Origin of the sequence: Enterococcus quebecensis, assembly GCF_001730365.1 — a bacterium.
Taxonomy (GTDB): domain Bacteria; phylum Bacillota; class Bacilli; order Lactobacillales; family Enterococcaceae; genus Enterococcus_L; species Enterococcus_L quebecensis.
In genome coordinates this window covers 281,345-294,768 of the sequence record NZ_MIKB01000012.1, presented here as the reverse complement: position 1 = coordinate 294,768, position 13,424 = coordinate 281,345, and the positions used below count along the sequence as shown (strand labels likewise).

Here is a 13,424-nt window from a genome sequence, read left to right as displayed (position 1 = left end):
CTCTTTTCTTATTTTTCATTTTTTTAATGTGATGTTTTTTTGATCAATGTATTACTAATAAATTGGCTGGCAAATACTAAAACTAAAATAATTAATGTTGCAACTACTGTGACATCTGTTTGAAACCGATTATAGCCTCTTGTAATTGCTAGATTTCCTAGACCACCCGCACCAATTGCTCCAGCCATTGCAGTTAAACCAATTAAATTAATAATCGTGACAGAAGAGACACGAATAATACTTGGTAATCCTTCAACTAAATAAACTCTAAAAATAATTCCTAAAGGACTGGTTCCCATTGATTCTGCTGCTTCAATTACACCAGGATCAACTTCCAATAACGCATTTTCAATCTGTCGTGCAAAAAATGGAATCACTCCTATCACCAGTGGCACTAGAGCAGCCGTTGTACCAATCGTTGTTCCTGTTAAAAAACGAGTGATTGGCTGAATCAGTGCCAGCATGATGATAAAAGGAATGGATCTACAAATATTGATAACCTTCTCTAAAATATTGTAAAAGAAACTACTTTTTAAAATACCTTGCGGACCTGTTGTCACAAGAATAACACCAAGTAACGTGCCTAAAATTCCTGCAATAATCGCTGTCCAAAAAACCATATAAAGTGTTTCAATTGTACTATTGATAAACTCCTGTTTTAACTGTAAAACATTTGGAAAATAATTTTGTAAAAAAGCTTGCATATCCGCCACTCCTCTTCTTACTAGATAGTTATTTTATTTAGATGACATGTAAAGGTACAATTTTCTCTTTTACCTTTCTTACTTTTAAAATTTTTACCTTCACTCCTTGTTGTTCTAAAAAGCTCAGTGCTTTTTCCCTTTGATGTTCTTCTCCCGAAAGAATGACAATCAAATTGCCAATAGGTACTTGCTGTAAAATTTCGACATTGCCATATAAAATGTTCGTGACTACGTGATACTTACTATACAGCTGAGCAATCAGCGGTTCACTTGTTTGCTCACCTACATAAGAAAATTCAACTAACACTTCATTTCCACCTAAATCTGTCAAGCTAGGATGTTGAAGAATCGTCTCCAATGCTTGATCAATGTGCGTCGCGGTACGGATAAAATCCTTCGTCAAGGCTTCTTTTGGTTGACTGAAAATCGAAACAATATCATTTTTTTCGATTACCTGACCATCTTCCATCACGGCAACTTTATTACAAATTTCTTTAACCACTTGCATCTCATGGGTAATCAAAACTATCGTTAAGCCCAACTCTCTATTTAATTTCTTTAATAAGTCCAAAATTTGAATTGTCGTTTTAGGGTCCAACGCACTGGTTGCTTCATCGCATAATAAAATTTCTGGATCATTGGCTAATGCTCTAGCAATTGCTACCCGTTGCTTTTGTCCACCAGATAGTTGGCTCGGATAAGCTTCTTTTTTATCTGAAAGGCCTACAAGTTCAAGCAATTCTTCAACTTTTTCTCTTCGCTGCTTTTTAGTCAATCCAGAATATTTTAATGAGAAGTCAATATTTCCAAAAATCGTTCGTTCTTTCATTAAATTGAAATGCTGAAAGATCATACCAATTTTTTTGCGCTGTAAACGTAACTCTTTTGATGAAAAATCCAAAATATTTTTACCATTAATGATGACTTTTCCAGAAGTTGGACGCTGTAACAGATTAATAACACGAACCAGTGTACTTTTCCCTGCTCCAGAATAGCCAACGATACCAAAAATATCCTCTCTTTCAATCCTTAGTGAAACATCGTTTACTGCATTGATTTGTTGTTTTTTCTGGTAAAAGGTGACATCTATATTTTTTAACTCAATCATTCTTTGTTCCTCCTTTAATTCTGCCTGTTCTTTTGCTTTATTTAATACATTTTATTTTCTAAAATTGAATTCACTACTTTAAAACTGCTTCACTATCATCTCCTCATTTATCAAAAAAAAACGTCCTCAAATGTATAAAATTATACATTTGAGGACGCTTTTGCGTGTTACCACCTCTATTTGATATCTATTCACATAGATATCCTCATCAAGTACGTCAATAAAAATTGATTATACTCTAGCATGTTAACGGATGCGTCCGTCGCTGTCTTATGAACTAGTCACTCGAAGCGCTGCTCAATGGCCATTTTCTAGATTTCGTTTATCGCTTGTTTTCAGCTACCCAAGCTCTCTGTTAGATAACATTCCATCTGTACTTTCCATCTCATTGCTTTGTGTATTCAATTGTATTAGTTATTTGTAAAACATAAAAATAGCCCTCTACTAGCGTATGCTAGTAAAGGGCGAATAATCGCGGTACCACCTTTGTTTTAAAGTAATCGTAATTACTTTTCTTAGACCAAGTCTTCTAACTTGTTGCTTTGATAACGGGTGCTTTCCCGAAGCTGCTTACCTATCAACAGCTTGTCCTCATGAGGCCATCTTCAACTCTTTTGCGCTTGTCTCTTTTCACCAACCGAGACTCTCTAGTAAAGCACATCCAAATTTACTCTTCTCTTCAACGGATTGTTATTCACTTGTTGTTAAGTTGTATTCTACTGGAAAATAAAATTTCTGTCAAATAGTTTTTTCATTTATTCAATAATCATTTCAGCAGAGCGGATTCACTCATTGTTTTAAAGTACCTTTAAAATTCTTCTCTATGACTGTCAAGAAATCTTTCCAGTCTCGTATTTTACACACGAAAATTTATTGACAAAATCTAACATCTACGGTAATCTGTTATCTGTATTACATAAACATGCCGCCTTAGCTCAGCTGGTAGAGCACCACCATGGTAAGGTGGGGGTCGACGGTTCGAATCCGTCAGGTGGCTCTCGAAGAATCTTGATATATCAAGGTTCTTTTTTTCTTATTCTACATAATTTTTCGAAAAAAACTGTGTACGTTGCTCACACGATATAAAACAACGCACATAGCTTTTTTATTCCTTCAAATTAAGACCTTTTTATATTCTTACCTTTATTCTTCTGGTAATTTCGCTTCATAATCCTCTAATAATACATCAAGTAATAATTCGCCTTTCTCTACTCTTTTTTGCCAGTCCAAATTATCATTATGTTTTTCTAATAACATGCCGGTAAAGCCACCAAGTTCATAAGATTCATCTGGTCCAGACAAGTCTTTTTCCTCCGTAAAGTCTAGCTTTACCATTTTCTGATAGGCTTTAAATATTTCGTCTTTTGAAGCATCCACACCAAGAACAGAACGTACACTCATTGCATCATCAAAATATCTTGCTGATCCTTCATATAAATCAGTTCCTCTTACAAAATCCGCATCCTCGCTCTGTTCTGTCTTATATTTTGTATGCCAGTATTTTGCCTCATCTAAATATTCTTTTTCCTTCTCAGGAAGCAAAATTGCTTTTCGTAAACTATTCATCAAGTTTGCTCGTATTTTTCTAGCCTCTTTATTTGCAGCAGATTTATTTGTTTTTTCTAAAAAATCTGAATCCATAACATTAGCATATTCATTCTTCTTTAACGCCCAACTTCCTTGAAAACCATGAAATAATTCATGGGTACTAATCGCAAAATGAACGGTTGATTTTGGCAATGATTCAAATTGAGTGTCTTGATATGGTTGATCAAAGTAGTTCTCTTTTTCAACTGTTGCAGCAAATGCTTTGCCATTGTATGTCTCATCCATAAAAAGTACTGGTACTTCTATTTGTGTGCGTATATCATCAGGTAAGTCTTTCGTATAAATCTTTTCAATTGTTTTATCAGGATATGCAATCCAAGTATATGTTTCGTTAGCTAATCCATATCCATAGTTAGTATAGTCCGCACCTTGCCAAACTTTTCCTGCATAAGGCCAAGCTTCCCATGCTTGTTGGGCACCCATCAAAAAGTAGCGGTCAAAATCCATCGAATCCCACTCTTTCTTCAAATCTTTAAACGGAGGTTTATTTTTATCTAAAGGAAATTTCAATGAAGATTCTTTCTTTTTAGAGTCCGAAGTGGAGTTTTCTTCCGATTGAACTTTTGAAGTATTATTTTTTGAATTATAAACAGTAAGTGTTCCAATTGATACAATTACTATCAAAAGTAAAATCAGATATATGTTTCTTTTTTTCATGATAACTTCTCCTTTTACTGTGTATTTTAGAATGATAAACTAGATTTTTAAGCATTCGATAATAAATTAGTCTATTTCAATAGTATTGCCCTCCTTATGAAACCGCTATCATTCAAAAGTCTAATTTTCTAAATAAAAATAGTCCGAATGACTTGTTCCATGAAACTATTTCGTAAAACTATGTCATACATCCCCTCCTTCTAAAAACTTATTATTGACTTACAATTGTATAATAACAATTTCAGCGTCAGATTTCGGTTAGTTTTTTAGAAGGTAGAAATCATTTAATATAATGTATATGAAGCTGATACAAGATTTTTACTATGTCTATATTCCATCAGTATTCAACTTCTATCCATGAATCCCCTACTCATTCAGATTCTATTTTTCTAAAAAACAAGTATAATAGAATAAGACTTTCAAAGAGGTGAAAAAATGTCAGCCAACAACAACATAACTATTGAGTATTATCAGGATAACGATCAATCCCTTTATTCCATTCTCACCAAGGATATTCGTGTCATGCGCTATATCACAGAAAAAGCTGAAACGGAAACTGAAGCTACTGAAAATTTCAAAAAAATTCTTGCCTACAATGCCTCTCATAATGATCAAACTGGCTATTATAAAATAGTCGACCAAGAAACTTTTATCGGCTTTGGAAAACTTTCTTGGGATGAAAACCATAAAATAGAAATTGGCTATATGGTTTTGCCCAAACACTGGGGTAAGGGATACGCCACACAAATTATTTCTACTTTATTAAATCTAGTAAAACAGTCAACAGTATTATCTCAGCATACTGTTTATGCCATTATTGACCCCAGTAATGGTGCATCAAAACACCTATTAAAAAAATATCACTTTACTTCTGTTTGGCAGGGAATTGAAGATGGTTTGCCTTCTGAGCATTTGATTTGGTGTCCATAATTTTTCAAAAAATCAATTACACAAAAAAAGAGCTATTTACAGCTCTTTTTTGTATATCTTCCAATCAATCATATCTCTTACGCTTAGAAGATGAGGGAATTCCTAAAGCTTCTCGATATTTCGTAACAGTACGGCGAGAAATTTCAATTTTTTTTCCTTGCAGTAAATCGACTAATTTCTGATCAGACAGAGGCTTGGCTTTATTTTCATTATCAACTAGCACTTGTAGTTGTTTTTTTATGCTGCCTGTCGATGTTTCTTCTCCCGTACTTTCATTTGATAATCCGTGTGAAAAGAAAGACCTAAGCTCAAAAACTCCAAAATCGGTTTCTAGATATTTGCCATTGACTGTACGACTAACCGTTGATTCATGAATGTTCAATGTTTCCGCAATTTCTTTTAAGGTCATTGGTTTTAGCGGCCTGTCCTCTTTAAAAAAGAATTCTTGCTGGCGTTTAACAATCTCTGTACCAACTCTTAAAATCGTGTCACCTCGCTGAATAATTGTCTTTTCCAACCACTCAAATTCATTTTTCTTTTCCTTGATATATTCTTGAACTTCTTTATCGTCAGTTGCTTCCATCCGCTTAAAATAAGCTTGTTGAAACTGAATTGTTGGGGTACCTGTTTTATTAGAGAGAACTGACAACTGGTTGTCTTTGATCCTCACTGTTAAATCAGGGCGTATGTAAAGTCCTGAGGTAGATTCAAATATACTTCCAGGTGCTGGTGTCAATGTTTGAATATAATCAAAAATTGCCTGAATCTCAGATAACTCCACTTCAAATTTTTTAGCAATCAATCCCCATTTCCGATTTGCCAAATGATCAAACTCTTCTTCAATTACGATATAGGCTAAGGCTGGTGCAGTATCATCCCGCTCAACCTGTAACATCAAACATTCTCGTAGATCTCTAGCACCTACTCCTGCTGGATCTAATTGCTGAATCAAGGTCAAAGCATCTAACATCTCGATAGATTTTGCTCCTGTCTTTTCGGTTGCTTCATCTAGATCGATCATCAAATATCCATTTAAATCAATGTACTCAACTAAAAACAAAACAAGCGTTCGAAGATATGTATCTCGATAATTTAAATGAATTTGATCAATCAAATATTCAAAAAGCGATAGGTGATTATCGGGAATCTGATTTATGTAGTTGTTTTCTTCATTTGTATACGTTTGGCTGCTAGAGCTTGCAAAATCTCCATAGTTTGTATCCATTTGTACATCAATCAGAGGATTTTCCAATGCTTTGGCTTCTATATATGAGTAAAGTTCTTCAGAATTATATTGTAAAATTTGAATAGACTGCTGTAATTGTTGTGTCATGGCAAGCTTTTGGACTTGTTTTTGTTGTTGGGATAGATGTTGTTCAAATTTCATTATTTTTGTCCTTCCCCTTGTAATTTATTAAAATATCAGCTAAACTAGTAAGCGTGCTTGCGCCCTTAGTGTAGTGGATATCACGTAAGATTCCGGTTCTTGAGACGGGGGTTCGATTCCCTCAGGGCGCGATTTTTATAACTTGTTATAATATAGATTTATCATGATTTTTTACTACTATGTCAGTCCTAGAACTGATTATAACATATTTTCACAGTGATTATTTATTTAAATTTTATGCTGATTTGGGTGTAAAAATCTGTTAGCCAAAACATAATAAAATCAAAAACTCTCCTGTTATTTCAGGAGAGTTTTTTACTTATAATCGGTAAAATAAAAAATAACAGATACAACCATATTAGCTATTTTTTTAATCTTTCCCAGTTATATCTCCTCCAAAATAATTGTTTTAACATAAAGTATATTTCAATTATAAGTATATATTTCTCTTTATTTCCTGTTTTAACTAATGATATTCATCCATTTTTATCATTAGTCTAGAATGATATCATTAATATATAATGATTAAAAATAACATTTACGAACCTACAGACATAATGTATTATATAAATACCTCAATCACGATGAGTAAAAAATGAAAGTTGTGATAAAAAAGAAGCAGCAGATTGCAGATATAATGAATACATTTTATCTTAAGAAAAGAGGCTTTAACATGAATTTTAAGAACAAAATGAAGAAAAGAGCTTCATTACTATTGGTTGCTGCTATTATAATATTAATTGTGTCTGTCTGGGCAATCATTGAGTTGAAATACTTTTTTGGAGCCTTTGGTATTTTAATTAGTTTAATCGGAACACTCATCTACTCTAAATTAATAACAGAAATTAATTCCATCGAAGAATAATTTGTTAATGTACGAAAAATTTAATCGCTGCCTTTTATCATGTATGACCAGCCACAATAACGTTGTTTTTATCAATAACAATAGGAACCTTGAATCCAGAATTTTTTAATGATGTTAGCCACATAATTACGACCTCATCATTATTCCTTGGATTATGTTGAAATGATTAAATCTTCCATCTACTTACCTCTATACAAAAAAAACACTCAATGAGCGATCTTGATTTATTATTTAAAACTTTATACATAGTTAAAATGCTGTTTACCGTCACAAGTAGCATAAACCGTAACACAGAACAAGGAGATAGCCGTTGAGCTATCTCCTTGTTTGTTTTATAAGTTAAAATCAATGTCGCTGTAGTCGATACAAGGAATTGATTTCATGTGTATTCCCATTGTGTAACCTATTGTAAATTTAATCGGAACGGCTGAATAATTAGATATATAAATATATTCAGTTTGATTTTGAGAGCTATTTGTTGCTGCAGAAAACTTGTATTCTTCAACGGAATTGCTAGTAAATATTACCTCGTCCTTTTTGCCGTTATGATGTAAACCGAAATAATCATTGTTTGGATTCTCTGCTTTAACTTTGACTAATACTTTTGATGCAAAATTAGCTTTATTCGTTGTGCTTATACGGATGTAGTTATAATCTCCACTTCCCAAAGTGAACACTTGCCTAACAACAGTTGCTCTTGTCATAGGTCCTGATACCAGACCAACATTTTCTTTTGCCGATGCTGTCACTGCTGATAAACCATTTAGAAGCAATCCGAAAGCTACCAAACATCCAGCTGCTAATAATTTCTTTTTCATACTATTTAACTCTCCCTTCGTTTGAACATCATTCTACCACATAGAATATTATATACAACCAATAACATGAATAACCATATAAAAAGAAACAAAATCAGCGATAAATACTTGTTATACCCGTTCAAGTTATGACCATGCCCTGCTCTAATAATTAAGCAACCTTCACTAAACACTACAGCTCCTTCTTAATTTTAATCACCCACAGAAAGACCTTCAGTGGACATACATTTCAAAAGATAAAGACTTGTGGTCGCTAAATAATCGTATAATTGTTTTTGCCGATCTTTTTCCGCTAAATACACAACAATCATTAGGTCTATTTAACTCTCGATCTATTCAAAATTTTAAAAATAATTTAATCGATGAAAGGGGCGTAATCACTTCATTGGATCAGAATTCCCTTAAAATTTGTTTATAAATTATTTTGCCCTTTTAGGTTCAGTTTCAAAAAAACATTTGTCCATTTTCTAGTCGTTTCATAAACTATCTGCTCCAATTTATAGAAACGACTAGAGAAATAACTACTAAGATCAATCGCTCACTTTACCTCCTCCTTAAAAATATATTTCTCAATTCCCTCAACATACCAGTTCATATCAATATCTTTTTTAGTTTCTTGTAATCCAAGCGATTCAAAACTGTGCAAACCTCAAATAATCGATGTCTCTGTCGCCACCCCTAAAAAAGTCCTTGCCTAATTGTTTTTTTCGGCAAGCGTACCAAACTCAGTAGCCCCTTTATAATTATTGTCAATCGTCTCTAATAAGTCATAAAATCACCTAGCGTTTGACTTTGTATAGTTTATAAAATCCACTACTACTTGCTGTAACTCAAGTACCTCCTCTATATCCTGTCGAATTGGTAGTGATGATTTGAGTTGCATTATCTGATATAATCTCGTAGCTTACTCTTGACGATCCACTTCGTTTTCAAGTCTAAACATAGTTGTATGATTATCAATTTTACAATTGTTATATAGTTTTACATGCTTTTTTTATCACATTATCAATCATTTGCAAGTGTTGTGTCCTCCTTAATTGTCAGAAAATTCCGATTTCATATTGACATTTTTCTGTCTAAATGGTAACATTAAGTTACATCAAACAGTTATTAACTTTCAAAAGACGTGATTTCATGACAGTAGCATTAGTAGTTGTTTGTTTATTGATTCCAGCATTTTGTTATTAGTTAATCCTAAATTTTTGGAAGGAGTGATTTAAATGTTTGAACTTTTTTATGTCTATCTGCCTAACTTTTTAAGACCATAATGACCGTACAGATTAACGCTAAGTCGTTAGTCTGTTTTTTATTGCATCACACCACGAAATAAACCCATTTATATAAGGAAGCAATCTTTCCATCTGAAGAGAGTGCTTCTAAACATATTTCTCTGATTGCGATGTATTTAGCAACTAGATTCCAGGAGACAACAGGATTGACTAAAAATGACTTTGATTTTAACAATCAATAAAGCATTCGTTTACAAAAGAACTAAAAAAAACAGTACAAAAGCTATTAACTCAGTCCGAGTAGTGGTTTTTTATTTATTTTCAATAATATTTATAGCAATATCCCCTTAACTCCCTACATTTTCTCACTTTTCTATAGAATTCATCTAAAAAATGAAAAATATAATTTATTTTTTATGCTATGATAATCTTTTAATAAATAATTTTAGTTAGGATAGTCGATCTTATTGAGTCAACGTCATAAAAAACTATTAGTTGTATCTCTTCTTTTAGCTCTTATAGAGTTTATTTTAAGTCATTATTTTAATCAATTAACAATGATTGATTATCAACTTTTATTTTTAGTCATCACCATTTTACAAGGAGGAATTCTTTTATACTTCATACTCTCATTTGTCCTCTTAGTATTTATCAATCTAACGACTAGAAAATAAATTTATCTATTATTTCTGCACAAAAAAGAGTAAAGGAATTTGTCTTTCCTTTACTCTTTTTCTCTTTATAAAACCATTGTTTCAAGTTCAAAACGAATTTTACTTTGTAATTTTTGGATCTTTTCTATTTCCAGTTGATCTTCATCCAATTGATACTTTTTTGCTATTGAATGATTATAGGAAATAATATACGTAATTGCCCATAATTTGGGATTTTCAATAATTTTATCTGCCAATGGATATAACAGAGCAAAATGTAATCGTATTTCTTCCATAATATCTACTAATAAAATAGGATCGTCATTGATCAGTTCCTTTTCTAAAAACAGCAAAATCCTTTGATAAGCTGCACAATCTAGCGGAGTCCCCACAATCGCCGGAACAACTGTATATTTTTTGTTATCTCTCCACAAAAATTCGACTTCTTCTTTAACATGGAGATTTACAAGCTCTTCTAATACCCATGACCGAACCAAATTATGTACCCGCTCATCCAATAAAATCTTTTTTCCCATAAGAATAAATTCATCTTGAGGCAATTTGCCAGCTTTTTTTACGATGGTTAATTGTTCATAGTAATTATGTGTGTTTAAATAGTTCATCTCTTCTTTTAGTTCTTTGATTTTCACAACTTCATATTGTTGATACAGCAATTCAACATGGCGAACTTTTTTCTTCAAAGAAATCAACTTTCTCATTTCTCCACTTTGTTCCATCAAGATCCGCTCATTGATTATGCTATGCGCCTGAATAAACATATGATTCTTAATCAAAATTTGTATATAAAGTTCCATGTAATCTAAATAAGCGAAATAGTTTTCTTTCATTTCTGCAGCCAAAGATAAAGCTTGCTCATTTTCGCCAACCTCTAGATACATATTTACCAGTACTAAATTCAGTGGAAAATCTTGTCGAATTGCATAAGCTTGTTCAAAATAATCAACTGCCTCACTCAATTTATCCTTTTTTATTGCTTCTTGTCCCAACTCAATAAACCGTTCATAGTTCTTTGGAAATGGAATTTTATTTGTCAACAGAAACACCACCTTCCTAATGTTATTTCTCATGATATAGCACTTGTTATTACTAAATGATACCAAAAAGAAATAGTGTGTATACTTTAAAAAGGAAAAACTTTCACTTCAAACTAGTTATCGCCAAAAAAGCTTAACTACTTGCTAATATAAGTTTCTAATAATAATGGCTGTTTCTGCTTGTCCTTGTGCCTGCATCCGTTCTGCTTTTTCTATCAAAGTGAAGCCAACATAAAATTCTTTTGTCAACTCATCTTGTACTTTAAATTCTACAACGTCCTCTACATTAAAAGCGTTTGGTTCAACCTCTTGAACACTATCCCAACCAGTATCAATAAATACTTTTGTATCATCATTAATACGATCATTTGCGTCTAACTCTTCCACAAGCTTCTTTAATTGCGAAAAGGTCATTACCTCTACTCGATTATCCATTGCACTGCCTCACTTTCTGCTGCTTAATTTATTAGTTCTTTATCCCAACTACAAGTAAACGACACCTTGTCAACCATTTACTTTTTCTCCACTCTCATCATAACCTAAAATTGAATTTTATAACACTTAAAATTAAAAAGAAAAGAAATAAACTTTTGAGTCTATTTCCTCTCTACTACTATTTAAATTACTCTTTTGTTAGCTCACCGTCTTCAATACGGTAAACATTGTCGCTCCACTCGATCATTCTAGGATCATGAGTGACCATTATGGTTGCTTTTTGTTTTTCATGAGCTTCTTTTGCTAAAAGTTTTACAACTTCGTAGGCATGTTCTGTATCCAAACTTGCTGTTGGTTCATCGGCCAAAATCAAACTTGGTTCATTGAACAATGCACGAGCAATAGCTACTCGTTGACGTTCTCCACCTGACAAATCTCTAGGAAATTTATGAATCAAATCGGCTATATCTAAAGAAGACAATAGTTCATTAACTCGTTGCGTTTCCTTTTTTTTCTTTTCAATTTTATCTACTAAAGTAAATTGTTTTTCCACAGTAAGAAAAGGAATCAGATTAGAGGCTTGTAAAATAAACCCAATTTCCTCAAAACGTAGTCTTGAACGTTTTTTTTCATTTAAGTTGGTAAAATCTTTACCGTTAATCTTAATGGTACCAGATGTTGGTGTTTGTAAACCACCAGCAATTGTCAAAAATGTACTTTTTCCAGAACCTGAAGGTCCGATGATACTGACAAATTCTCCTGCTTCAACGTTTAAATTAATCCCTTTTAATGCTTCGACTTTCGCATGACCTTTGCCAAACGTCTTACGAATATCATCCATTACTAAAATATCAGTCATGTAATTAACCTCCTATCGCTTTCATTGGATCAACATGAGTAACTGTACGAATAGAGAAAACTCCCCCTAATACAGCAACAAAGACCAACACTATACTATACAGTGCTAAATTAACACTATCTAATTCAAATGGCATGGCAGATGGTAGTACAAGATTTGTAAGTAAAGTTAAGACTACACCAATCGCAACACCAATCACTCCTAAAATGAAGGTCTGAGCAATGATAGATTTTATAATGTACCCGTTTGAAACCCCTTGTGCTTTCATAACACCAAATAAACTAATCTTTTGTAAGGTCATCACGTAAATAAATATCCCTATTATCGCAGCTGTGATCGCAAATAAGAAATAAATCATCGCATTTAAAGTCAGATTTTGTTCACTGTATCCAGGTAATTTTTGGATAAAGTCTTCAATATCATATTTAGCTAAGTCATCATTATCCTTTGCGAATGTAATTTTATTTGTTGGAGTAGATCGAACAACAATTCCATTGATTGGAGCTTGATCTCCTTCTATAATTTTGCCAAATTTAAGTTCTTGCCATTGATCTATAGATGTATAAATCAGTGGTACGATACTAAAACTATTTTGGTTTGTGATACCAACCACTTTCAACTCTTTATCAAGTTTTCCGATTTTTACAGTATCACCTAGCTTGATTCCTTTATCCACTAAATTTTTTGGAATGATGATTTCTCCCTGGTTTTCAAAATAACGTCCCTCAACTAATTTGGGTTTGATTGAACTATTCTCAGTCACACCAAAAAGAGAAATATTGATTTTATCAGATTCTTTGTTGTGACCGACTTTATTCAACGCCCCAGCGTATTGTCCCAATGCTTCTTTTTGTTTTGCTTCCACTTGATCCAAATCACTCATTGCTAGACTTGAAGCATTCAAGCTCTTATTTGCATCATCCGATAAGATGATACTTGTTGCGTCCCAATTATCCACACCTTGTCGCACACCTTGAGCCAAACCATTAGCTAACCCAGACAACATGAATGCAACGTAAGCTACTAAAACAATGACACCAACTACTAAAGTATACCGAAGTTTAAAGTACTTCATCTCTTCTAAACCTAAAAACATGGATTCCACCTCTTTTTTAT

The 13,424-nt window shown here is 32.9% G+C and carries 11 protein-coding genes, 2 tRNA genes and 2 other annotated features; of the genes, 4 read left to right on the top strand and 9 right to left on the bottom strand.

Annotation, left to right across the window (positions count from 1 at the left end; all coding sequences use genetic code 11):
- Nucleotides 1–23: 23 nt before the first annotated feature.
- Nucleotides 24–704 (bottom strand): methionine ABC transporter permease, encoded by a 681-nt coding sequence (locus tag BCR23_RS05785; RefSeq protein WP_069634526.1) that lies wholly within the window; start codon nt 702–704, stop codon nt 24–26.
- Nucleotides 705–741: 37 nt separating this feature from the next.
- Nucleotides 742–1,812, bottom strand: a complete 1,071-nt coding sequence (locus BCR23_RS05780; protein ID WP_069634525.1) for a methionine ABC transporter ATP-binding protein — start codon at nt 1,810–1,812, stop codon at nt 742–744.
- Nucleotides 1,813–1,959: 147 nt separating this feature from the next.
- Nucleotides 1,960–2,210, bottom strand: a binding site (T-box leader).
- A gap of 59 nt (nt 2,211–2,269) precedes the next feature.
- Nucleotides 2,270–2,504 (bottom strand) — a binding site (T-box leader).
- 232 nt (nt 2,505–2,736) lie between these two features.
- Here BCR23_RS05780 and BCR23_RS05775 point away from each other — a divergent pair.
- Nucleotides 2,737–2,809, top strand: a tRNA-Thr gene (locus BCR23_RS05775).
- 146 nt (nt 2,810–2,955) lie between these two features.
- On the opposite strand, the gene BCR23_RS05770 is transcribed toward BCR23_RS05775, so the two are convergent.
- Nucleotides 2,956–4,077, bottom strand: a complete 1,122-nt coding sequence (locus BCR23_RS05770; protein ID WP_069634524.1) for a hypothetical protein — start codon at nt 4,075–4,077, stop codon at nt 2,956–2,958.
- 435 nt (nt 4,078–4,512) lie between these two features.
- Here BCR23_RS05770 and BCR23_RS05765 point away from each other — a divergent pair, with 435 nt between their 5' ends.
- Nucleotides 4,513–5,007 carry a GNAT family N-acetyltransferase gene (locus BCR23_RS05765; protein WP_069634523.1) on the top strand — a complete coding sequence of 165 codons (495 nt, stop codon included), beginning with the start codon at nt 4,513–4,515 and terminating at the stop codon, nt 5,005–5,007.
- Between the two features lie 64 nt (nt 5,008–5,071).
- Here BCR23_RS05765 and rpoN read toward each other — a convergent pair whose 3' ends face one another.
- On the bottom strand, nt 5,072–6,394 hold the full coding sequence (gene rpoN, locus BCR23_RS05760; protein WP_069634522.1) for an RNA polymerase factor sigma-54: 1,323 nt from the start codon (nt 6,392–6,394) through the stop codon (nt 5,072–5,074).
- Nucleotides 6,395–6,453: 59 nt separating this feature from the next.
- Between rpoN and BCR23_RS05755 the strand changes: the two genes are divergently transcribed.
- Together BCR23_RS05755 and BCR23_RS05750 are read left to right on the top strand one after the other, a co-directional pair.
- Nucleotides 6,454–6,525 (top strand) — tRNA-Arg (locus BCR23_RS05755).
- Between the two features lie 464 nt (nt 6,526–6,989).
- Nucleotides 6,990–7,259 (top strand): hypothetical protein, encoded by a 270-nt coding sequence (locus BCR23_RS05750; RefSeq protein ID WP_069634521.1) that lies wholly within the window; start codon nt 6,990–6,992, stop codon nt 7,257–7,259.
- A 332-nt stretch (nt 7,260–7,591) separates the two neighbouring features.
- Here the strand turns inward: BCR23_RS05750 and BCR23_RS05745 are convergent, their stop codons facing one another.
- The 5 genes from BCR23_RS05745 to BCR23_RS05725 all read right to left on the bottom strand — a co-directional run bounded on the left by BCR23_RS05745 (nt 7,592) and on the right by BCR23_RS05725 (nt 13,404).
- On the bottom strand, nt 7,592–8,077 hold the full coding sequence (locus BCR23_RS05745) for a hypothetical protein (protein ID WP_069634520.1): 486 nt from the start codon (nt 8,075–8,077) through the stop codon (nt 7,592–7,594).
- Nucleotides 8,078–10,045: 1,968 nt separating this feature from the next.
- Complete coding sequence (locus BCR23_RS05740; protein ID WP_240482530.1) at nt 10,046–11,023, bottom strand: tetratricopeptide repeat protein; 978 nt, start codon at nt 11,021–11,023, stop codon at nt 10,046–10,048.
- Nucleotides 11,024–11,158: 135 nt separating this feature from the next.
- On the bottom strand, nt 11,159–11,449 hold the full coding sequence (locus BCR23_RS05735) for a hypothetical protein (RefSeq protein ID WP_069634518.1): 291 nt from the start codon (nt 11,447–11,449) through the stop codon (nt 11,159–11,161).
- Nucleotides 11,450–11,636: 187 nt separating this feature from the next.
- Nucleotides 11,637–12,308 (bottom strand): ABC transporter ATP-binding protein, encoded by a 672-nt coding sequence (locus BCR23_RS05730; RefSeq protein ID WP_069634517.1) that lies wholly within the window; start codon nt 12,306–12,308, stop codon nt 11,637–11,639.
- 4 nt (nt 12,309–12,312) lie between these two features.
- Nucleotides 12,313–13,404, bottom strand: coding sequence for an ABC transporter permease (locus BCR23_RS05725; RefSeq protein ID WP_069634516.1), 1,092 nt, complete (start codon nt 13,402–13,404; stop codon nt 12,313–12,315).
- Nucleotides 13,405–13,424 lie beyond the last annotated feature (20 nt).